The organism is Spirillospora sp. NPDC048911 (genome assembly GCF_043198015.1).
Classification (GTDB): Bacteria; Actinomycetota; Actinomycetes; order Streptosporangiales; family Streptosporangiaceae; genus Spirillospora.
Map to the genome: position 1 here is coordinate 48772 of NZ_JBICUD010000021.1, position 20414 is coordinate 69185.

Annotated in this window: 19 protein-coding genes; 10 read left to right on the plus strand and 9 right to left on the minus strand. The window is 71.5% G+C overall.

All coding sequences use genetic code 11. The features are described 5' to 3' along the window. Positions 1-26 precede the first annotated feature (26 nt). The 5 genes from ACGFNU_RS50310 (at position 27) to ACGFNU_RS50330 (ending at position 7355) form a co-directional block, all read left to right on the plus strand. Complete coding sequence (locus ACGFNU_RS50310) at positions 27-2759, plus strand: AAA family ATPase (RefSeq protein WP_392604023.1); 2733 nt, start codon at positions 27-29, stop codon at positions 2757-2759. A gap of 72 nt (positions 2760-2831) precedes the next feature. After that, entirely contained in the window at positions 2832-4541 is a 1710-nt protein-coding gene (locus tag ACGFNU_RS50315; protein WP_392604025.1) for a toprim domain-containing protein, read from the plus strand. 398 nt (positions 4542-4939) lie between these two features. Next, positions 4940-5770: a phosphatase PAP2 family protein gene (locus ACGFNU_RS50320; protein ID WP_392604027.1), complete on the plus strand. Its 831-nt coding sequence runs from the start codon at positions 4940-4942 to the stop codon at positions 5768-5770. A 4-nt stretch (positions 5771-5774) separates the two neighbouring features. Next, on the plus strand, positions 5775-5999 hold the full coding sequence (locus tag ACGFNU_RS50325) for a PGPGW domain-containing protein (protein ID WP_392604029.1): 225 nt from the start codon (positions 5775-5777) through the stop codon (positions 5997-5999). Positions 6000-6095: 96 nt separating this feature from the next. Then, positions 6096-7355: an ADP-ribosylglycohydrolase family protein gene (locus tag ACGFNU_RS50330; RefSeq protein ID WP_392604031.1), complete on the plus strand. Its 1260-nt coding sequence runs from the start codon at positions 6096-6098 to the stop codon at positions 7353-7355. Between the two features lie 4 nt (positions 7356-7359). On the opposite strand, the gene ACGFNU_RS50335 is transcribed toward ACGFNU_RS50330, so the two are convergent. Beyond that, complete coding sequence (locus tag ACGFNU_RS50335) at positions 7360-7980, minus strand: TetR/AcrR family transcriptional regulator (RefSeq protein WP_392604033.1); 621 nt, start codon at positions 7978-7980, stop codon at positions 7360-7362. A gap of 130 nt (positions 7981-8110) precedes the next feature. Here ACGFNU_RS50335 and ACGFNU_RS50340 point away from each other — a divergent pair, with 130 nt between their 5' ends. From ACGFNU_RS50340 to ACGFNU_RS50355, 4 genes are all read left to right on the plus strand, one after another. Then, positions 8111-9124, plus strand: a complete 1014-nt coding sequence (locus ACGFNU_RS50340) for a saccharopine dehydrogenase NADP-binding domain-containing protein (protein ID WP_392604035.1) — start codon at positions 8111-8113, stop codon at positions 9122-9124. 15 nt (positions 9125-9139) lie between these two features. Continuing rightward, positions 9140-9991 carry an NAD(P)H-binding protein gene (locus ACGFNU_RS50345; protein WP_392604037.1) on the plus strand — a complete coding sequence of 284 codons (852 nt, stop codon included), beginning with the start codon at positions 9140-9142 and terminating at the stop codon, positions 9989-9991. Between the two features lie 46 nt (positions 9992-10037). Further along, positions 10038-11057 carry a hypothetical protein gene (locus tag ACGFNU_RS50350; protein WP_392604039.1) on the plus strand — a complete coding sequence of 340 codons (1020 nt, stop codon included), beginning with the start codon at positions 10038-10040 and terminating at the stop codon, positions 11055-11057. A gap of 119 nt (positions 11058-11176) precedes the next feature. Next, complete coding sequence (locus ACGFNU_RS50355; RefSeq protein ID WP_392604041.1) at positions 11177-12514, plus strand: sensor histidine kinase; 1338 nt, start codon at positions 11177-11179, stop codon at positions 12512-12514. Between the two features lies 1 nt (position 12515). Here ACGFNU_RS50355 and ACGFNU_RS50360 read toward each other — a convergent pair whose 3' ends face one another. The 4 genes from ACGFNU_RS50360 to ACGFNU_RS50375 form a co-directional block, all read right to left on the minus strand. Beyond that, positions 12516-13331, minus strand: coding sequence for a class I SAM-dependent methyltransferase (locus tag ACGFNU_RS50360; RefSeq protein ID WP_392604043.1), 816 nt, complete (start codon positions 13329-13331; stop codon positions 12516-12518). Positions 13332-13472: 141 nt separating this feature from the next. Further along, positions 13473-14714, minus strand: coding sequence for an RNA polymerase sigma factor (locus ACGFNU_RS50365; protein ID WP_392604045.1), 1242 nt, complete (start codon positions 14712-14714; stop codon positions 13473-13475). A gap of 8 nt (positions 14715-14722) precedes the next feature. Next, positions 14723-15145, minus strand: a complete 423-nt coding sequence (locus ACGFNU_RS50370) for a YciI family protein (protein WP_392604047.1) — start codon at positions 15143-15145, stop codon at positions 14723-14725. 119 nt (positions 15146-15264) lie between these two features. After that, entirely contained in the window at positions 15265-16566 is a 1302-nt protein-coding gene (locus ACGFNU_RS50375) for an alkaline phosphatase family protein (protein ID WP_392604049.1), read from the minus strand. A 260-nt stretch (positions 16567-16826) separates the two neighbouring features. Between ACGFNU_RS50375 and ACGFNU_RS50380 the strand changes: the two genes are divergently transcribed. Continuing rightward, complete coding sequence (locus ACGFNU_RS50380; protein ID WP_392604051.1) at positions 16827-17303, plus strand: hypothetical protein; 477 nt, start codon at positions 16827-16829, stop codon at positions 17301-17303. A gap of 27 nt (positions 17304-17330) precedes the next feature. Here ACGFNU_RS50380 and ACGFNU_RS50385 read toward each other — a convergent pair whose 3' ends face one another. The 4 genes from ACGFNU_RS50385 to ACGFNU_RS50400 form a co-directional block, all read right to left on the minus strand. Then, the gene (locus ACGFNU_RS50385; RefSeq protein WP_392604053.1) at positions 17331-17912 is read right to left on the minus strand and encodes a class I SAM-dependent methyltransferase; all 582 of its coding nucleotides are present in this window, start codon (positions 17910-17912) and stop codon (positions 17331-17333) included. Then, a complete protein-coding gene (locus tag ACGFNU_RS50390) occupies positions 17909-19258 on the minus strand; it encodes a carotenoid oxygenase family protein (RefSeq protein ID WP_392604055.1) in 1350 nt (449 codons plus the stop codon). Before ACGFNU_RS50390 ends, ACGFNU_RS50385 begins: the two co-directional genes overlap by 4 nt. 105 nt (positions 19259-19363) lie before the next feature. Continuing rightward, on the minus strand, positions 19364-19675 hold the full coding sequence (locus ACGFNU_RS50395; protein WP_392604057.1) for a hypothetical protein: 312 nt from the start codon (positions 19673-19675) through the stop codon (positions 19364-19366). 42 nt (positions 19676-19717) lie between these two features. Continuing rightward, entirely contained in the window at positions 19718-20335 is a 618-nt protein-coding gene (locus ACGFNU_RS50400) for a TetR/AcrR family transcriptional regulator (protein WP_392604059.1), read from the minus strand. Positions 20336-20414 lie beyond the last annotated feature (79 nt).

Here is a 20414-nt window from a genome sequence, read left to right on the forward strand (position 1 = left end):
CTTGACCCCCCGAAAAGGGAGAACGTGTGCGGCTTCCGGAGCATCTGGAGCTCCTGCTCACCGACGAGCCGGTCCTCGACGTCTACTCGTACGGTCCCTGGCGGGTGCCCGACGGCCTGTTCGAGGAGATCAGCGCGCGCGTCGACGGGCTGGCGCGCGACCCGCGCGCGGCCGGGCTCACCACCGACGAGCACAAGCTGCTGACGCTGCCCGCCTCCCTGGTGATCGCCGAGATCTTCGGCATGCTGGCGTTCCTGCCCGGCGGCGGGGCGATCAAGGCCGGTTCGTGGTCGCAGCTGCCCGAGCGGCTGCTGCGCGGGCATCTGGTCAACCCGAGCCCGATCAGCACCCGGATGACGCGGTGGGACGCGCCCGGCGGCCGGTGGCGGCCGCCGGTCGACTGGCTGATCGAGGCGCCCGACCGGGGGCTGGCGATCGAGCTGGCGCGCGAGTGCCTGGACGTGCTGGCCGGCATCGAGCCCCTGGAGCAGCGCCGGAAGGCCCTGATCCGGCTGTACGACGACCCGCCCGTGCACGACGTGAACCTCCCCAAGATGGAGATGCGCGAGCTCTGGCACTGGCACGCCGACGACGAGATCCTCGCGGCGGTGCCGGAGCTCCTGGGCCCGGTCGGCTACCTGGAGTGGGTGTGCGCCGGGCTGCTGGCCGCGTACGAGCACCTGACGAGCGTGGCGCCGCGGGACGAGACGGTCGAGACGCATCTGATCCAGCTGCTGTTGCAGGGCAGCATGGAGCACGTTCCGGCGGAGCTGACGCTGGCGCTCGGCGAAGAGCGTTACGGCGAGCTCCAGGAGCGGTTCGCCGCCGAGAAGCGCGGTTTCAAGCCGGGCGCGTGGCAGGAGAAGACCCGGGCCTGGCTGGTGCGTGCCCTGGTCGCGGGAGCGGCCGACGCGTGCCGCGCGTGGCTCGACATGGCGATGCGCTTCGTCGCGACCGTGCAGGGGCTGCCCGGCGACCCGTGGTTCCCCAAGACCGAGTGGATCCCGGTCGGCCAGTTCCAGACCGACCTGCGCCGCCTGTACGCCGCGCGCCGCCGTGTCGTGAACCCGCTCACCGACACGCTCAAGGTCGAGGAGGGCGCGCGGACGTCGTCGCCGGCCGCCCGTCCCGACCTGATGACCAAGCTGGTCGACCAGCCCGAGCTGATCGCGGTCCTGGCCGAGCTCACCAATGGCGACGGCAAGCCCGAGGCCGCGGCGACGGGTGAGACGCCGGCGGCCGCCGGACAGGCGAAAACGGCCGCCGCCAAGGCGAAAACGCCGGGCAGGACCCCTGTGCGGCTGCTGCTCGTCGGGCCGGACGGCACCGGCAAGCGCGACGCGGCGCAGGAGCTCGGCAAGGCGCTGGCGCTGGGCCGCGACCCGCTCTGGCTCACCGGCAACCTCCTCGCCGGGCAGCGGCTGTCCGACGCGGTGGCGCGGCTCCAGGCCGACGCCCGCGACTGCGCCGGCGAACGGCTCCTGATCATCGAGGGCCTGGACGAGATCATCACCGATCCGGGCAACGGCGAGGCCCTCGCCGAAGAGCTGCACCGGCTGCTGGCCGTGCACGACGAGCTGAACGTCGTGGCGCTGTGCGACGCCACCGGTGACGAGCGGATCGGCGAGATCAACCCGGTGCTGCCCCAGCGCTTCCGGGTCGCCCGCACCCGCCCATTCACCGCCGAGGGGCACGCGGAGCTGTTCCGGCGCGCGCTGCGGGAGCGCGGTGCGCGCGGCACCCGGCACGCCATCGCCGCCGCCGGTGAGCTGCTCGCCGCGACCCCGCCCGTGCAGACCCTGCGGAACGCCCGGCTCGCGCCCCACCTGGCCGACATCCTGGTGCGGTCGGCGGCCGGGGACGGCGAGATCGTCATCGGCAAGGCGGACATCCCGCGCGTCCTGCACCTGTCCGGCGGGGCCGACGACCCGCGGGCCGAGCTGCGCGAGCTGCCCGGCCTGGAGTCGGTCAAGCACGAGCTCGGCCTGGTCGTGGCCACCGCCCGCGCCACCCAGCTGCGCCGCGACTCCGGGCTGAAGGTGAGCACGCCGACCCGGCACATGGTGTTCACCGGCAATCCCGGCACGGGCAAGACGATGGTCGCGAGGCTGCTCGGCCAGATCTTCAAGCGGCTCGGCGTGCTGTCGTCCGGTCATCTCGTCGAGGCGTCCCGCGCGCATCTGGTCGGCGAGTACATCGGCCAGACCGCGCCCCGGACCCGCCGCCTGGTCGAACGGGCGCTCGGCGGCGTGCTCTTCATCGACGAGGCCTACACGCTGACGCAGTCGCCGTTGAAGAGCGACTACGGCCACGAGGCCATCGCCGAGCTGGTCAAGCTGATGGAGGACCACCGCGACGACCTGATCGTCATCGTCGCCGGGTACGAGCAGCAGATGGCCGAGTTCCTGGCCACCAACCCGGGCCTCGACTCCCGCTTCCCCAAGCAGCTGCACTTCCCCGACTACAGCGACGACGAGCTGGTCGCCGTGTTCGAGCGGCTCGCGACGGCGGACGGCTTCCGGCTCGACCCCGGGACCACCGAGCTGCTCCGGTCGATGCTGTCCCGCGTCCCCCGCGGCCCCTCGTTCGGCAACGGCCGGCTGATGCGCAACCTGCTCGACCTCGCCGTGGCCAACCAGGCCCAGCGCCTCGCCACCATCCGGCGCAAGCCCAGCAAGCGGGGGCTCGTCACGCTCACCGCCGACGACCTCCCTGCCCTGTGGGAGCAGCCGGCGGAGCTCATCGGCCTGTACCTGTAGCGGCCTGTACCTGTAGCGGCCTGTACCTGTAGCGGCCTGTACCTGTAGCGGGCCGCGGGCGAGACTTGCCCCATGGGCGACGACGCGGAGACGCGGCGGCTGCTGGCCGTGCTGCGCGGGATCGCCGAGCAGGAGACGGCGCGCCTGCGCGACGGCACGCTGCCCTGGACGTGGTGGCTCGAACGCGCGGCGCGCTACGGGCGGTACGGGTTCACCAACACGTTGCTGATCGCCGCCCAGTGGCGTGCGGCGAGCGACGTCCGCCCGTACGAGGCGTGGCGGGCGGCCGGACGGCAGGTGCGCAAGGGCGAGGTCGCGATCCGCGTCATCGGCCGGGACGGCAGGCTGCGGGCGGTCTTCGACGTGGCCCAGACCGACGGGCTGCCCCTGCCGGACCGACCGGTCGCCGACGCCCGGGAGCAGCTTCAGCGCATCGCCGCTCGTCTCGGCTACCAGGCGCCGCAGGGGGAGGATCTCGCGGTCCTGGCCCATCAGCTGGCCCATGTGATTCGGCGCGGCGACCGTCCAGACCCACCCGGAGCGGGCGCTACCGGAGCGGCGGCCGCCGGAGGGGCCGCTACGGGCGCTACGAATGGCTGTCACGGCCTGCGCCGCGTGGAGGCGGATTCCGTCGCCTACCTCGTCCTCGCCCATCTGGGACTGGCACCGCCGCGCCTGTCCTTCCCGCCGGTCGCCGGGTGGGCCGGGCCCGAGATCGGGGATCGCATCCTCGGTGTGAGCCGCCGCCTCCAGTACTACGACCGTTCGACCGATCTCATGCGTGCGGCACACCGTTTCTTCCGAGACTGCCTGGACGGCTCATGGGTGCCGGATTACCTGGCCGAGCGCGGTTTCTCCCGTGCCGTGCAAAGACGCTGGCAGATCGGATACGCACCGGAGAACGGACAGGCCCTCACCGCGCGCCTGCGTTCGCTGGGCCATGCCGACGACGCCATCGTGTCCGCCGGGCTGGCCCGCCGCCGACGTTCTGGCGTCCTGTACGACAGGTTCCGGGATCGCGCCATGTTCGCCATCCGCAGTCAGGACGGTGCGATCGCGGGGTTCATCGGCCGCCTCCCGGACGGCGCGAAGGGACCGAAGTACCTCAACAGCCCGGACACCGAGCATTTCCACAAGGGTGAGCTGCTCTACGGCCTGCACGAGACCAGCGACCGCCTGAGCCGCGGCGTGCGCCCCGTCCTCGTCGAAGGGCCACTCGACGCGATCGCGGTCAACGTCGCCGCGGCCCGTACGCACGCCGCCGTCGCGACCTGCGGTGTCTCCCTCACCACCGCCCAGATCGGCGCCCTCTCCCGCGTCACCGACCTGGACATCGCGGGGCTGGTCGTCGCCCTCGACGACGACGAGGCCGGGAGGGCGGGCAGCCTGCGCGTGTGGCACAAGCTGACGGACGCCCAGGTCCGCGGCCCGATCGGCGCGGTGTCGTTCGGCCAAGATCAAGACCCGGCCGGGCTTCTGGGGGCTCAGGGGCGGGCCGCCGTACGTGCGGCCCTTCGCAACGAGAAGACGCTCAGCGATCTGGTCTTGGACGCCGCCATCGAACGATCCGGCGGCGTCCTGGAGACACACGAACAGCGCCTGACCGCCGTTCGCGCCGCCGTTCGCATCATCGCCCGCGCCGCGGCTGCGCTCGACGGTTCCGCCGAGGTGTCTGATATCGCCCGCCAAGTAGCCCATGTGGCTGCCCGCACGGGCGTTCGCCCCGGCACGGTCACCGAAGTTCTGGCCGACGCTGTGAGCCCTCTGCGAGACGCAAAATAACGCTCTGTAACGAATAGGTCACCGCTCATCGCACCTCAGGAGCCGCTCATCGCTTGCCCTGGCGGAGCCGTGAACCTACTACGCAGTACCGGGCTAGCTTCATCGAATCCTGCGGAGGTGCTGCCGGGCAGGTGGGGGGCAGGAACGGCCGCGGCCGTTCCTCAACACCGGCGGCGATCCGCGGGACTGGGCGGCCGGGGGAGGGGGCCGCGGCGACCGGGTGCCGACACCCCGGAGCCACGGCCCCTCCCGCCCAGGAGAGACGCCCCCGAATGGCCCGTCCTGGACGCTCCGATGTGACGAGCGCCATATAAAACGACCATTCCTTTTTTCTTGGAACGGGTCAATGCTGAAAGAAAGGGAACGAAGAGTGTTCTTCACAACGGGGTGAGGCCTCCATGCATTCCGCGTTCGCACCGACCGTTCCGACCCTCTGGCGGCGCGCGGTCAAAGAGCTGCTCCTGCTCGCCGTGCTCTTCGCCGCCTACAAGCTCGGACGCGTCCTGGCCGCCGACCATGTCGCCACGGCCTTCGCCAACGCCGACCGCCTGTGGAACCTGGAGCGGACGCTGCGGCTGCCCGACGAGGCGCGGGTGCAGGGCTGGTTGCTGAACGAGCCGGACGCGGTCCGGGCGGCAAACGTCTATTACAAGTTCGCCCATTTCCCGGTCACGGCGGCTTTTCTGGTGTGGCTCTATCTCCGGCGCCCCGTCCACTATCGCTGGGCGCGCACCGTGCTCGTGGTGCTGACCGGCCTCGCGCTCGTCGTGCACTTCGCGGTGCCGCTCGCCCCGCCGCGCATGCTGAACGGCCTCGGCTTCGTCGACACGGGGGCCCGCTACGGACCGGCCGTGTACGGATCACCGCAGAGCGATCACCTTGCCAACCAGTTCGCGGCGATGCCCTCGCTCCACGTCGGCTGGGCGGTGCTGGTGGCGGTCGGGATCATCGCGGCCACCCGGGGCCCCTGGCGCTGGCTGATCGTCCTTCATCCCCTGGTCACCGCGTTCGTGGTGGTCGCCACGGCGAATCATTACTGGCTGGACGGGATCGTTGCGACGGCCGTGCTCGTTGTGACCATTGCGACCCTGCGGCCGCCGAAGCAGGCCGCACCCGACGCCCACAGGAGGACACATGGCATCCCCGACCGGCACCGGCCTGAGGCCCGCGACGACGGAGGCGACCGGGACCGGGTCGCCGCGCCATCCCGGGACACGGCTGCTGCGTAAGGTCGTGGTCGGCGCCGGCGGCACCGCGCTCATCGTCGCGGGCGTCGCGATGATCGTGCTGCCGGGCCCCGGCATCCTGGCGATCTTCGCCGGGCTGGCGCTGCTGGCCACCGAGTTCGAGGCCGCCAAGCGGGTGAACGACTGGGCCCGGGGCCGCTTCCACGAGCAGTGGCAGAAGGTCCGCGGCAGGGTGGGCCGTGACAAGAACGGCAAGCCCGCACAGGACTGATCGGCCCGGTCGGCGAGCCGCGGGGCCGAGCCGCAGGGCATGAGACGGCGGGACGCTCGCCCCTGGAGTGGGCGCCAAGTGCGAGAATGTCCCGCGATGACCATTGATCGACTTGAGCGCGCGCTCGTCTCGCTGCGGGGACTCGCGGTGGGGGACGCGCTCGGTTCCCAGTTCTTCGTTCCCGCCAACCGTCCCCTGCTCGACTCCCGTTCGATGCCGCCCGCGCCGTGGCGGTGGACGGACGACACCGAGATGGCGAGCGCCCTCGTCCTCGAACTCGCCTTCGGCGACGGCGACCTCGACCAGGACCGGCTCATCGGGCGCTTCGCCCGGCACCACGACTTCGACCGCGGCTACGGGCCGTCCACCAACCGGTTCCTGCGGCTCGTCCGGGAGGGAGCCGACTGGCGCGAGCAGCTCGCGGGCCTCTTCGACGGCCAGGGTTCCTGGGGCAACGGCGCGGCGATGCGGGTGGCGCCCCTCGGGGCGTACTACGCGGGCAGCCCGCGGCGCGCCGCCCACCAGGCCGCGCGTTCGGCCGCCGTGACCCACACCCATCCCGAGGCGGTCGCCGGAGCGGTGGCGGTCGCCGTCGCCGCCGCGACGATCGCGTCCGGCCGCCGCTCCCCCGGGCAGATCATCGACGCCGTCCTGGAGCATGTCGCCGAGAGCCGCGTCCGCGACGGCATCGTGGCGGCCCGGCGGCTGCTCACGCTCGGCGACGCGCACACCGTGGCGGCCGAGCTGGGGAACGGGCGCGACATGAGCACCCAGGAGACGGTGCCGTTCACGCTCTGGGCCGCCGCCAAGCACGCCGGCGACTTCGAAGAGGCGATCTGGTCGACCGCCCAGGTCGGCGGGGACGTCGACACCACCTGCGCGATCGTCGGCGGGATGGTGGCGGCCGGGATGGAGCCCGGCGCGCTGCCCGTCTGGTGGGACCGTGGCACCGAGGACCTGCCCGAGTGGCTCGTGTTCCCGCCGCTGACGAGACCGGCCACCGCGACCGCCCGCGACTGGAAGACCGAGCCGATGCGGCGGCCCGCGCCGCTGCCGCCGCCGGAGCGCGTCTGGACGCAGTACGAGTGGGAGACGATCCGCCGGGGCGTCATCCCGGCGGAGATGGAGGAGAAGTGGTTCGCCTACGTCGAGGCTGACCGGCTCCATTTCCATCGCAGCTGGACCGGCTACAAGATCTTCGAGGCCTTCTTCCGGCCCGCCGAGGGCGGCGGGTGGCAGATCACCGAGGCGGTGATCGAGCGCCACGAGGAGATCTACAAGAGCGGGGACGACGCGCACGAGACCGGCGTGCTGCACGGCATGATCGAGCGCCTCCTCCTGGGCTACTGGGGCTGACCGGCTACTGGCGCTGAGCCGACCCGTTCAGCGGGGCCAGGGCGAATGCGCTCAGCAAATGCTCCGCCTCGGCCGCGACGGCGGGCAGCGCGGCGGCGGGGTCACCCGACCGGGCGAGGAGCATGCCCGCCTCGCAGAGCGCACCGAAGATCATCTGAGCGCGGGCGGCCAGGTCGCCGCCGGCGAGTCGCCCGTCCGCGGCCGCGGCGCGGATGCCCACGGTGAGGACGCGCAGGGTGTGGTCGTACTCGATCTCGCGGACCCCGTCCCAGCCGAGCACCGCGGGCCCGTCCAGCAGGACGATCCGCCGGAACGCGGGGTCGGTGCACCGTTCGAGGAACGTCCGTACGCCCCGCCGCAGCGCGGTCCACGAGTCGGGCGCAGCCAGCGCCACCCGTTCGAGCTCGGCGGCGATCCCCTCCTGCTCGCGCACGAACACCGCTCGGAAGAGGTCGGCCTTGCCCTTGAAGTGGTGGTAGGCCGCGCCCTTGGTGACGCCCGCCGCCGCGGCCACCGCGTCGATCGAGGTGGCGGCGTAGCCGTCCGCCCCGAACAGGCGCCGCGCCGCGGTCAGCAACTCGCCCGTCGTCGCGCCGGACCGTTCGGCCTGGCTCCGGCGTGCCATCTGGGCTCCCCTCCCACCTGCGGTGTTCGAACAGTTTCGAACGGATATCCACAACCCTCTTGACGGTCATACCCGGGGTAGGTAACTTCCGAATCACAGTTACATACTTCCAGTATGAAAGCGGGCAGGCATGTCCACGCCGCTCATCGCCGTCTACGGAGCGTACGGCCACACCGGCCGCCTGGTGGCGGCGGAGCTCCACTCCCGGAACCAGAACGTCCTTCTCGCGGGTCGCGACGCCGCCGCACTCGAGGCCATGGGCGCCGAACTCGGTTACCCCGTCCACCCGGCCGCGCTCGATGATCCCGAAGCCCTGCGCGGCCTCGCCCGGCAGGCGGACGTGCTGATCCACTGCGCCGGCCCGTTCAAGGTCACGGGCGAGCCGGTCGCCAGCGCCTGCGTCGAGACCGAGTGCCACTACGTCGACCACGCGGTCGAGTCCCACCACGTCCGGCATCTCTTCGAGGACTTCCAGAGCCGGGCGCAGAGCGCCGGGATCGCGATGGTGCCGGGCATGAGCTTCTACGGCGGCATCGGCGACCTCCTCGCCGACGCCGTGGCCGACGGCCTGCACGACATCGACCGCGTCACCACGGCGTACGCGGTGAGCGGCTGGCGGATGACCACCGGCGCCAAGGAGACCGCCGCCCAGCTCTTCGCCGAGACCGAGCGCATCACCTACACCGGCGGCGAGTTCCACATCGGCTACGTGGAGCCCCGCAACGTCGTCTTCCCGTTCCCGCCCCCCATCGGCCCGCGCACGATGATCGCCCCGTTCCCGTCCTGCGAGATCGTGATGATCCCCCGGCACGTCCCCGCCCGGACCGTCGAGGCGCTGCTCACCGCCGAGACGTTCACCGAGGAGCAGGTCTTCGTCAGCGAGCACGTGGCCATGGCCGAGCGAGCACAAAGCGAGTTCACCGTCGCCGCCCAAGTGATCGCCGCGCACGGCAGCCGCGCCGGACGGGTGACCGGCACCGACCTCTGGCGCGCCGGAGCCCTCGCCTCCGTCGAGGCGGCGCTTCGCCTGATGGAGGTCCCCAACAAGACCGGCGTGCTGAGCCCGGCCGAAGCCTTCCCCTCCGACGTGCTGCTCCGCACGCTCGAACGTCTCGGCGCGTTTCGCGTGATTATTGAAGAGTGAACGGAGGGTGATCGGATGATCCTCGTCACCGGCGCCGCGGGCGGCACCCAGGGCTCGACCGGACGCCTCGTCGCACAAACCCTGCTGGAACGCGGCCACCCCGTGCGCGCCTTCGTGCACACCGACGACCACCGTGCCGCCGACCTGCGCAAGCTCGGCGCCGAGGTGGTCACCGGTGACCTCCGCGAGATCGCCGACGTCCTCCCGGCCCTCAAGGGCGTCCGCCGGGCGTTCTTCACCTACCCGGTGACCGAGGGCCTCCTGGACGCCACAGCCGCGTTCGCCGCCGCAGCCCGCGAGCACAATGTCGAGCGCCTGGTCGAGGTCTCGCAGCTCGCGGCCGAGCCCGACGCGAACACCCACCGGATGCGCCAGCACTGGCTCGCCGAGCAGATCTTCGACTGGGCCGGCATCGGCGCCGTCCACCTCCGCGCGGCGGTCTTCTTCGAGAACCTCGACGTCCTGATCCGCCTCAGCGGCCGCAACGAGCTCGCCGCACCCCTAGGCGGTCCCGACACACTGCTCCCCCTGATCGCCGGCGCCGACGTCGCCCGCGTAGCGGTCGGCCTCCTCGACGACCCCGTCCCCGAGGTCGACCCCATCTGCCGTCTCACCGGCGAGATGCTGACCGTCGCCGAAGCCGCCGCCGCCTTCGGCGTCCCCTACGTCGACGTCCCGCCCGACGACTGGGAACGCGGCGCCCTCGCCTCCTACGGCGACCCCGACACCGTCCGCCACCTGACGAAGCTGTGGGAGATCTTCCGCTTCCTAGGCCCGAACGACCACCCCCTCTTCCGGGTCACCGAAGCGATCGAACACTACGGCGGCCACCCACCCACCCCCCTCCACACCTACACCTCGACCTGAGTCCCCGGACCTGGTTGCCCGGGCCGGGACGACTCAGGATGGGGTCATGGCCGACTGGGACCTCGCGGAGCCCGAACAGCGGTTGTGGGACGCCTTCCCTCGCGGCGAGTGGGTCGACCTGCGTTCCGGCGATCTGGAACGGACCGTCCGCGCCGAGGTGGTGACCGCCCTGCTCCTGGGCGCGGCGGGCCACGAGCCTGGTCGCCGTCCGGCCGTCCGCCTGCGCGGCGCCGTCGTGACCGGACGGCTCGACCTCATGGGCAGCACCGCCCTCTGGCCGCTGGTGTGCGAGCACTGCCGCTTCGAGAACCCGCTGCGCTTCGTCGAGGCGACCACCGGGACCGTGCGGCTCGTCGACTGCGACGTGCCGAGCATGAACGCCGCCCGCATGAACGCGCGAGGGATCGTCAACCTCCATCGGAGCCGGATCGGTGGCGGGCTGCGGTTCGACCGCGCCACGATCACCGGTGACATCGTGCTCATCGGCGCCGAGGTGGGCGTGGACGCCGAGGGTGTTTCCCTCGCGGCCGAAGGCCTGATGGTGAACGGGAATCTCGAGTGCCGGGAAGGCTTCCGCGCCGCCGGCTCCGTTCTGCTCCGGGGCGCGCGCATCGACGGCACGCTCGACGTCCGGGACGCCGAGATCGGCGGCCGTCAAGGACGGGACCAGGTCGCGATGTCCCTCAGCCGGGCGGCGGCCAACACCGGGATCGTCGCGATCCGGCTCACGGCCCATGGAGAGGTCGCCATGCGGAACGCCCGCGTGGTCGGAAGCGTCCAGTTGTCCGGTGCCAAACTGAGCAACCAGCCGCAGCCGTACGAACAACTCGCGAGCCACTACACGCGCATCGGCCAGCCGGCCGAGGCCCGCCGGGTCCTCTTCGCGAAGGAGCGTCTCCAGCGCAGGACCAACACCCGGCTCCCCAAGGTGTGGAGCCTGCTTCAGGACGCGACCGTGGCCTACGGCTACCAGCCCTGGCGCCCACTGATCTGGCTCGGACTACTGGTGGCCTTGGGCGCGGCGGTGTTCGCGGCCGCTGTGGCGCGTGTTCTGGCTCGTCGGTGAGCAGGGGGTCCTGACCGGGTTTTGGCGTGGGGCCGACGGCAAGGTCAACAGCGGCCTAAGCTGAGGTCGCCGCGGAAGCCCTTTTCCGGATATGTCCGGCTCGTCGGAGCGAGGTCGTCATGCGCCTGCTGCCCCGGTCGATCCGCGGGAGAGACACCGTGATCTCCGCCGTGGTGGCCGTGCTGGTGTTGAGCGCGCTCGCCACCGCGACCGACATGCTCTTGCGCAACATGCTCACGCAGGGGGCCCTTGAGGACGCGCAGTTCGTCGCCCGGCAGGCGAGCGCGGCGGTCCGGGAAGGCACGCTGGACAACCCGATCAGGGAGGACGCGGGCGGGGCGGCGCTCGTCCAGCTGGTCTCTTCTGGCGGCCTGGTGCTCGCGGCCAGCGCGAAGGCGGCGGGGCAGCCGCCGCTCGCCGAGGTGCGGCCGCGCCCTGAGTCGCGGGTCCGCGGCGTGACCACCTGTTTGGACGACGAGTGCTATGCCGTGTGGGCCATCCGGGTGACGACGGCCCCCGACTCCCCTACCGTGTACGGGGCGAGCAGGCTGCCCTGGGTGATGACGTCCGGCCTCCTCGAAGTGCTGCTCGCCGCCGCTGTGCTCGCGCTGGCCGCGCTGATCGCCTGGACCACGTGGCAGGTCGTCGGCCGGACGCTGCGTCCGGTCGAGGAGATCCGGCTGCAGCTGGCGGAGATCAGCGGCAGCGACCTGGCCCGGCGCGTGCCCGAGCCGCCCGGCGCCGACGAGATCGCCCACCTCGCCCGCACCGCCAACGAGACCCTGGACCGGCTGGAGCAGTCGGTCACCCGGCAGCGGCAGTTCGCCTCCGACGCGGCGCACGAGCTGCGCACGCCGATCACCGGTCTCCGGGTCAACCTCGAAGACCTGGCGATGTACCCGAACGACACCGATATCCCGGCCGCCACGCAGGCCGCGCTGCGCGCCACCGACCGGCTGGAGTCGATCGTCGCCGACCTGCTGCTGCTCGCACGGATCGGCACCGTCGCGTCCGTCCGGGAGGAGGTCGACCTCGCCGAGCTCGTCCGCGCCGAGGTGGCCACCCGCACCTGGATCGCCGCGCTGCGGACCCGGCTGGCGCCCGGCCTGGCGATCACGGGCGTCCGGCTGCAGCTGGCCCGGCTGCTCGGCAACCTGCTCGACAACGCCGAACGGCACGCCAAGGAGGCCATCGAGATCGAGGTCCGCCGCGACGCCGAGGACGCGGGCATGGCCGTGCTCGTCGTCACCGACGACGGCCCCGGCATCCCGCGGGCGGACCGGGAGCGGGTCTTCGACCGGTTCACCCGCCTCGATCCGGCCCGCAGCCGCGGCTCCGGCGGCGCCGGTCTCGGGCTCGCCATCGCCCGCGACATCGCGCTCGCCCACGGCGGCTCGCTGCGGATCGAGGACAGCGTCCGCGGCGCGCGCTTCGTCCTGCGCCTCCCCCTCCTGTGAGTCACGTCGCGGGCTGACGGCCCCACGCGCTGACGAGGGCCTGGGCGACGTCCACGAAGCTCGGATCGTCGAAGAGCGCGAGCGCGGCGTCGAGCTCCCCGGCGGTGATCAGGTCACGCTCGACGAGGGCCGGCCGGAGCTGGTCGAGGAAGACCCGCCAGAACCGTTCGGCCGCGCTCCCGTCCCCGACGGTGAAGATCTCCAGCGCCAGGCCGAGCTCGGCCAGTCCCGCGTCGGCCATCACCGCGGGCTGCCGGCGCCGGACCCAGCCGACGTCCTCGCCCTGGCTGCCGAGCAGGTCGACGACCGCCGTCATGGCCTTGCGCCAGGCCGGGTGCGGCGAGGTGGCCTTCGGGAAGTGCGCGATGTCCTCGAGGACGAGCCAGCCGCCCGGCGCCAGCCAGCTCGCGAGGCGCTTCACCACGTCCTCGCGTTCGGGCAGGTGCATGAGCAGAGCGCGGGCGTGGACGAGGTCGAAGGACTCCTCGGGGAAGTCGAGAACCCGGATGTCGCCCTCCCGTACCTCCAGGTTCGGCGCCCAGTCCGGGTCGAGGTTGCGCACGTCGATGTCGACGGCCGTCACCGTTCCGGCCGGGAAACGCCCCGCCAGCCAGCGGGTCACCGATCCGGCGCCGGCGCCGAGCTCCAGGCAGCGCGCGGAGTCGGGAAGGTCGGCGGCCCGCGCGTCGAGCACGCGGAGGGTCACCGGGTCGAGATGCTCCTCCAGCAGCCGGAGCCGGGCGAGCTCGGTCGGGACGTCGTGGCTCAGTACGCCGCTGCTGTACCGGTCGATCGCGTGGTCCTGGGGTTCGATCATCTCGCGGTCTCCTCGATCAGCGCACGCGGCCCACCCGCGCGGGAGGTGATCCAAAATAGATGATTCCGGTGCGTTTAAAAGGAAAAGAGGATCAGCCGTCGGGCGTGTCATTCACGGGCGGATCGCACCGCGTTCGCCTGGTCACAGGGCGTTCAGGCGGGCGGCGCGGGTGTTGAGATAGCGCTGCTGCGGCAGGCTGGTCGCCCGGCGCGCGGCCTGCGTGTAGGCCGTCCGCGCCGCCTCGCGTTCGCCCGCCGTCTCCAGCAGATGCGCGCGGACCGCGAACAGCCGGTGGTCGTTCGCGATCCGCTCGTCGGAGTCGAGCTCGGAGAGCAGGGCGAGCCCGGCCCGCGGGCCGTCGGCCATGCCCACCGCCACCGCGTGGTTGAGCATCACCATCGGGTTGTCCGAGACGCGCAGGAGCACCTCGTACAGCGCCTTGATCTGCGGCCAGTCGGTGTCCGCCGCGGTCGGCGCCTCGTCGTGGACCGCCGCGATCGCCGCCTGGAGCTGGTAGGGCCCCGGCTCCCCGCGCGGCAGCACCGAGCTGATCAGCGCCACGCCCTCGTCGATGAACGCGGCGTTCCAGCGCGAGCGGTCCTGCTCGGCCATCGGGATCAGCGCGCCGTCCTGGCCGGTGCGCGCGGGCCGGCGGGCGTCGGTGAGCAGCATGAGCGCGAGCAGCCCGGCCACCTCGCCGTCGTCCGGCAGCAGCCGGTGGACCATGCGGGCCAGCCGGATCGCCTCGGCCGACAGCTCGGTGCGGAAGAGCGCGGGACCGGACGTGCTCGCGTACCCCTCGTTGAAGACGAGGTAGAGCACGTGCAGGACCGCGCCGAGCCGTTCGGCCCGGTCGACCGGCATGCCGAACGGGACGCCGCCGCTCTTGATGCTCCGCTTGGCCCGGCTGATGCGCCGCGTCATGGTCGCCTCGGGAACCATGAACGCGCGCGCGATCTCGGTGGTCGTCAGGCCGCCGACGGCCCGCAGCGTCAGCGCGATCTGCGAGGCCGGCGACAGCGACGGGTGGCAGCACATGAACAGCAGGATGAGCGTGTCGTCGGACGCGGTCACCGGCCGGTCGGCGGCGGGCGCCATCCACCGGTCGGGCAGCGTCCACCGGGCGACCGTGTCCTCGCGCCGCCGCCGGGCCTGCTCGCCGCGCAGCAGGTCGGTCAGGCGCCGCGCCGCGACCGTGATCAGCCAGCCGCGCGGATTGGCCGGGACGCCCTCCACCGGCCACTGCGTCGCGGCGGCGAGCAGGGCCTCCTGGACGGCGTCCTCGGCGGTGTCGAAGTTCCCGTACCGCCGGACGAGCGCGCCGAGGACCTGCGGCGCCAGCGTGCGCAGCAGGTCCTCGGGCGTCGCCTCAGGCTCGGTCATGCCGGCGGCTACAGGTCATACTCACCGATGCCGTCCGCGACCGGCCGCACGTCCACGTACCAGTCACGGCCCAGGTCGGTGTCCGGCGGGTGCGGGGTGTTCACGAGCTGCGCGGCGATCTCGGTCGCCCGGTCGAAGCTCGCGCATTCGACGATCGTGAACCCGGCGAGGACCTCCTGGGTCTCGGCGTACGGTCCGTCGGTCACCACCGGGACGCCGTCGCGCACACCGATGCGGCGGGCGTGCACCGGCGCGGTGAGGCCGTGGCCCTCGACGAACTCCCCGGATTCGACGAGAGCGTTGTTCCAGTCCGCCAGGAACTGGTTCATGGTCGCGACGTCCTTCTCGTCCCAGGCCGGCCTGTCCCCTTCCTTGCCGGTCAGGACGTCATAGTCCTGCTGCGACCCGAACATCATGATCATGTACTTCATGATCGCTCCTCTCTGGCGGCGCCTCCCTGGCGCCTTCACCAGAGACGTCGGAACCACGGCACCCGTCCGGACACCGATCCCGAGATTCTTTCTTCGATTCCGGAGAGATACCCACGACCTCAGCGTTTCCCGAAGCTCTTCTTGATCGCGTACCGGCGGAGCTGGTCCCAGTCGTCACCGAAGTGCACATGGCCGGGCGCTACGCAGCCCAGCGTGATCGGCCGCGGCGCCTTGTAGCGGGGCGCGTGGAGATTCGGCTCGCCCTCGAAGTCGAGTGCCTCGGCGATGTTGCGGGCGGCGGCGTCGCGGACCGACAGCGGCTCCAGCCCCCACCGCCACTCGATCGCCTTGAGCACCGAGGTGTGGTCGTACACCTCGTGCGCGATCGCGCCGCGGCGGGCCCGCGGGGAGATCAGCAGGCACGGCACCCGGAACCCCCGCAGCCCGGTGCCCAGATCGGGCCGCGGGTCGGGCCCCTCCGGCGGTGCGACGTGGTCTAAGAAGCCGCCCCACTCGTCGTAGTTGATGACGAGCAGCGTCCGGCCCCAGCCCGGGCCGTTGGTGATCGCCTCGTACACCTTGTTGAGGAAGTGCTGGCCGAAGCGGATGTCGGCGAGCGGATGCTCGTCCTCCGACAGGCCGGGGATCAGCTCCCCGACGAAGCCCGGCTCGACGAACGAGACCGCGGGCAGCCTGCCCCGGGCCGCGTCGCCGTAGAACTCGGTGATGTGCCGGCTGATGCCGAGGTGCTTGAGGCCCCACAGCGCCGTGAACGGGACGTCGCTGAAGTAGTACCGGTGCGGCACCTTCCTCGCCGCGAGCCGGTCCCAGATCGTGGTCAGCTCGGAGAACTCGAACGCGTTGTTGATCCGGTCGGTCTGCCCCGCGTGCTGGAAGATCCGGTTGGGGAACGTGGAGGACATGATCGCGGGGAAGTACCGGTCGCACACCGTCCAGTCCCGGGCGGCGCCGCCGTAGAAGTTGAGGTCAGGGGCCTCGAAGTACCCGATGGCGAAGACGTCGTTGTCGCCCGACCGCAGCCACCCGTCGCACTTGCCCCCGTTCAGCTGGACGCGGCCGCCCGCGTAGCTGTGGTCGGGGTCCTGGAAGCCGCAGCCGTGCGGGACCGTGAGGTGGTGGGTCGGGTGCTCGGCGCCCTCCCTGTCGGTGAACGTGAGCCCCGCCTGCCGCCCGTCCGCGCCGGGCAGCCAGCCCAGATAGTGGTCGAACGACCGGTTCTCCATCATCACGACGACGATGTGGTCGATGCCCGACTCGTCCGGTCGCGGGAGCTCGGACACCGGCGCCCGCCGCGAGGCCGCCCCGGCCTCCGCCGGACCGCCCGCCGCCGTGACGGCGCCCGCCGTGACGGCCGCCGCCGCGGAGCCGGCGAGAAACCCGCGTCTGGTCAGATCGTCCATGCCATCGGTCCTCTCACGCAGGAAGAGCCAAGGGATGCGTGGGGAGCATGACGACATCTGGGACCGGCGGATAGCGCCTGTCCACGACCGGCCAGGCGGAGAGACCCGGCCTGCGCACTCAAGGGATGGCGTCCGAAGCCTGTTTCAGCCGGCTGTTTTTAGTGTATTGACACCCGCGAGTCGCGATGTCATTCTCCGAGAGAGTTTGCCGACGTCGCAAATATTCCTATCGGAGTACACACGGAATTCTGGAGCGGAGAATGCATACTCTGCCGCGACGATTTCTCACGCTCTTCGGCGGCGCCGTGCTCGCCATCGGGCTGACCGGAAGCCCGGCGCACGCTGTGACCTCGGAGCACAACAACGCCGTGCAGACGTCGGCGCCGAGCAATCCCACCTTCTGCATCAACGAGGACATCACACAGAACGCGGCCCGAGCGTGCTGGGTCGCGAACGGCGACGACTGGTACGTCCAGGACACCCGGGCCGACGGCCACAGCGCCTCGGTCAGCTGGGAAGACTGGGCCTGCAATGACGGCGGCTCCTTTCCCTGCAACGACCTGCGCCGCAAAGGCATCTGCCGCAATACGTTCGGCGCCGGCACCTGGGCGTGGTGCAACAAGGACTACACCGAAAGCGACGCCATCTATTTCAAGGCCGCGCAGACAGAGGGCTGGAGCATCATCGACTCCACTCCGCTGTGGGTCGCCTGCCGTCCACACACGAGCTGCCACTGACGCGGTATTTCTCAGGACGATCCGCGCTCAGAACCGTTCGAAGGCCAGATAGCTCCAGCGCAATTCTGGACGGCCCAAAAGGTCTTCGCCGCGGCTGCGGTGAACGCAGGCCAGGCCCGCGCGTCGCGCGTCGGCGACCGTTTCCTCAACGGTCACGTCGTACATGCGGCGATTCCGTGGCGCCGGTCCGTGCCGCAAGGTCATGACGATCCGGCCGCCCACGGCCAGCAGCCCCTCCAGGCGCTTCATCCCGACGGCCCGTTCCTGATCGTCCAGGTGCATCCACACCGCCGACAGCAGGATCAGGTCGAACGACTCGAACCGCTCCAGCACGACGGGCACCTCGGGGAGGGCGTCGTCGATCCATTCGATGGGCTCGGGATGTGCCCGCTGCCCGTAGGCCCTCAGCTCGGCCGTGGGCTCCACCGCGACCACACGGTGCCCCAGCCGGGACAAGGCCGCCGCGTCACGGCCCGTTCCGGCACCGATGTCCAGCACCAGCGCGGGCTTCGCCGGGAACAGATGCAGCACGGCAGCGTGCACATCCGCGAATTCCAGGCTCTCGTACTGCCGCGCCAGAACATCCGCGTCCTCGCCGTAGCCGTTCATCCGTCGGCGAACCACGAGCCGTGGAAACCGGTCGGCACGCCACGCGGCAGCTCGACCGCCGCAATCGGTCCGGCGGCCACATCGGCGGCGTCGAGCACCAGCAGGCGCGAGGCGCTCCCGTCCCGCCGGGTGGCGATGGACATGAGCCACCCCTCGTCCTCCTGCCGCTCCCCTCGCGCGGGCACGAAGACCGCCTCGCCCATCAACGTGTCGGCGCCGAGGTCGTAACGCGCGGCCTCGCTGCCGCTCTCGTACTTGATGAGCGCGCACCTGTCCGTGCTGCGCGGGTCCGTCGCGGTCACGGTGTAGAGGTAACGGGCATGCCGTCCGACGCGTTCGTCGTCCAGCGTCGGGAACTCGACCTCCTGATCGTCCAGCGCCTCCTCGGTCGCTCCGGCCTCCGGGTCGAGGACCCACCGGTGCAGGACGCCCCGTCCCGCCCGCGCGTCCGGCCCGGTCAACGGACCGCTGCGCGACAGCAGGCTCCACAGCGCCCTGAACTCCTCCGGCGAGTACCGGACGGCGTCCACCACCACACGCCCGTCCCGCTCGTACGCGTTGCCGACGTGGAAGACGAAGCACGGATCGACCTCGAACCATCGCACGGGCGCGTCCGGCACGTCATGCCGCATCAGCCCCAGCCGGGCCCCGTACCCCTCGTCCCAGTGATACGGGACGCCGTCCACGAAGCCGAAGACGACCGGAAGGTCGAGCCAGACCGCATACCGCTCGGTGATGGCGAAATCGTGCATCAGGGTGCCCGCCGCGACGGGCACCTCGCGGCTGAAGACCAGCCGCCCCTCCGCGTCCAGCCGGTGATAGGTCAGGTAGGGCGGGAACATCCCGTACCCGAAGAAATGCAGCTCTCCGCTCTCCGGATCGCGCTTGGGATGCGCGGTCATCGCCGTGGTCAGTCTCCCGTCGAAGTCGCACGGCCCCACCGTGTCGAGCTCCGGCGTCACCTCGAACGGCAGCCCGACCTCCATCAACGCGAACATCCGTCGCGCGTGCCGCACCACATGGGTGTTCGCCGGAACCGCGGTCAGGTCGAACCCGTCGGGCCCGAGGAACGACCTCCCGTGGAAGGCCCCCGTCCGCACCCACCGGTTGCGGTACCACTCGGCCCGCCCGTCCCTCAGCCGCACCCCGTGCAGCATGCCCGCCCCGACCTGGAGTTGCTCGCTGGTCTGTCCCGGCAGCGGGTTGGGCCCGTTCCGCACGTACCGCCCGTTCAGCCCGGGCGGCAACACCCCCGTCACCCGGAGCCCCTTGGCGTCGATCTCGTCCGGCACCGCCCGGAGATGCCCCGGCAGCCCCAGCCGCTTCACCGTGCCTTCGTCGATCATGGGATCCATCCCGCCCGCCGCCCGGCGCGGCGCCCGGAACGCCGCTCGACACACCCAGAGTGCGGCCGCTTCCCGCGCCTGTCACCCACTTCCGCAAGGTTCGGGCTACGAAGACGACGCGGCACGAGTGACGATCTCGTCGACGGCCGCCGGCGGGACGGCGACCGCGATGTCCCACGTCTCGTCGTCAGAACCGACGAGGATCGCCACCCGGTCGCCGCTCATCGCCCAGAACACGCCGGCACCGGCACAGGTGCCGATCGCCAGTGACCGGCGCGCGTCCCAGTCGGCGTCCCGGATGTCACGCAGCCGCATCAGGTCGGTCGCGGAGGCCCGGATGTTGAGCTCCCAGCTCTCAGCCTGCAGCTTCACCAGGAACGTGGATCCATCGGCTTCGTCCAGGGTCACATCCACCATGCGCTCATGCTCGCAGCCCGGATGGACGCGTTCGGCGAACGGTCATCTGCCGGTCGCCGGGCGGGACGGAGCGTCCAGGAGCGCGCACATCAAGGAACGCATCGCCGCGGCGAGCCGGTCGGGCCCGTCGCTGGTCAGCTGGCCAAGGATGGGCTCGCTCTGCAGGGCGCCGAGCAGCATGTGCGCGATGAGCTCCGCGTCGGCATCGGGCCGCTGGGCGGCGATGAGCCCGCTGATGTGCCCGTGCCAGACCGGATAGACGGGGTGGTCGTCGGTGCTGCGGGGTTCGTCACCGTGGGAGAACGCGGCGGCGGGGGCGAGTTCGGCCATGAGGCTCTTGTTGCGGCCGACGACCTCGACGATCGCGTCCAGGAACGCCAGGAGCCGGTCCCGGTCCGGGGCGCCCTCCCCCAGCGGCGGCGGACCCGACGTGACCGCGTGTTCCAGCGCCTGCGCACGCTCGATCATGAGCTCGCGCATCAGGCCCATCCGGCTGCCGAAACGGTGAAAGACCGTGCCCTTGCTGACCCCTGCCTCGGCCGCGATCCGGTCCACCGAGACGTCGGCGGGACGGTGCTCGGCGAGGAGCCGCTCGGTGGCGGCCAGGATCGCGCGCCGGTTGCGGACCGCGTCGGCGCGCTCGCGCCGGGCCTCATTCATGGAACCTCCAGGCAGCAGAACTTGACCAACGGTCAAGTAAGTGCCTATCTTGACCGCTGGTTCAGTTTAGCGAGTCACT

What these genes read in the sequence shown, in the direction of transcription:
- ACGFNU_RS50340 (WP_392604035.1), top strand. Translation starts at nt 8,111, where the DNA reads ATGTCCACGCCGCTCATCGCCGTCTACGGAGCGTACGGCCACACCGGC.
- ACGFNU_RS50400 (WP_392604059.1), bottom strand. Translation starts at nt 20,335, where the DNA reads ATGAATGAGGCCCGGCGCGAGCGCGCCGACGCGGTCCGCAACCGGCGC.
- ACGFNU_RS50385 (WP_392604053.1), bottom strand. Translation starts at nt 17,912, where the DNA reads ATGAACGGCTACGGCGAGGACGCGGATGTTCTGGCGCGGCAGTACGAG.
- ACGFNU_RS50355 (WP_392604041.1), top strand. Translation starts at nt 11,177, where the DNA reads ATGCGCCTGCTGCCCCGGTCGATCCGCGGGAGAGACACCGTGATCTCC.
- ACGFNU_RS50390 (WP_392604055.1), bottom strand. Translation starts at nt 19,258, where the DNA reads ATGATCGACGAAGGCACGGTGAAGCGGCTGGGGCTGCCGGGGCATCTC.
- ACGFNU_RS50320 (WP_392604027.1), top strand. Translation starts at nt 4,940, where the DNA reads ATGCATTCCGCGTTCGCACCGACCGTTCCGACCCTCTGGCGGCGCGCG.
- ACGFNU_RS50380 (WP_392604051.1), top strand. Translation starts at nt 16,827, where the DNA reads ATGCATACTCTGCCGCGACGATTTCTCACGCTCTTCGGCGGCGCCGTG.
- ACGFNU_RS50345 (WP_392604037.1), top strand. Translation starts at nt 9,140, where the DNA reads ATGATCCTCGTCACCGGCGCCGCGGGCGGCACCCAGGGCTCGACCGGA.
- ACGFNU_RS50370 (WP_392604047.1), bottom strand. Translation starts at nt 15,145, where the DNA reads ATGAAGTACATGATCATGATGTTCGGGTCGCAGCAGGACTATGACGTC.
- ACGFNU_RS50365 (WP_392604045.1), bottom strand. Translation starts at nt 14,714, where the DNA reads ATGACCGAGCCTGAGGCGACGCCCGAGGACCTGCTGCGCACGCTGGCG.
- ACGFNU_RS50360 (WP_392604043.1), bottom strand. Translation starts at nt 13,331, where the DNA reads ATGATCGAACCCCAGGACCACGCGATCGACCGGTACAGCAGCGGCGTA.
- ACGFNU_RS50375 (WP_392604049.1), bottom strand. Translation starts at nt 16,566, where the DNA reads ATGGACGATCTGACCAGACGCGGGTTTCTCGCCGGCTCCGCGGCGGCG.
- ACGFNU_RS50395 (WP_392604057.1), bottom strand. Translation starts at nt 19,675, where the DNA reads ATGGTGGATGTGACCCTGGACGAAGCCGATGGATCCACGTTCCTGGTG.
- ACGFNU_RS50350 (WP_392604039.1), top strand. Translation starts at nt 10,038, where the DNA reads ATGGCCGACTGGGACCTCGCGGAGCCCGAACAGCGGTTGTGGGACGCC.
- ACGFNU_RS50330 (WP_392604031.1), top strand. Translation starts at nt 6,096, where the DNA reads ATGACCATTGATCGACTTGAGCGCGCGCTCGTCTCGCTGCGGGGACTC.
- ACGFNU_RS50335 (WP_392604033.1), bottom strand. Translation starts at nt 7,980, where the DNA reads ATGGCACGCCGGAGCCAGGCCGAACGGTCCGGCGCGACGACGGGCGAG.
- ACGFNU_RS50315 (WP_392604025.1), top strand. Translation starts at nt 2,832, where the DNA reads ATGGGCGACGACGCGGAGACGCGGCGGCTGCTGGCCGTGCTGCGCGGG.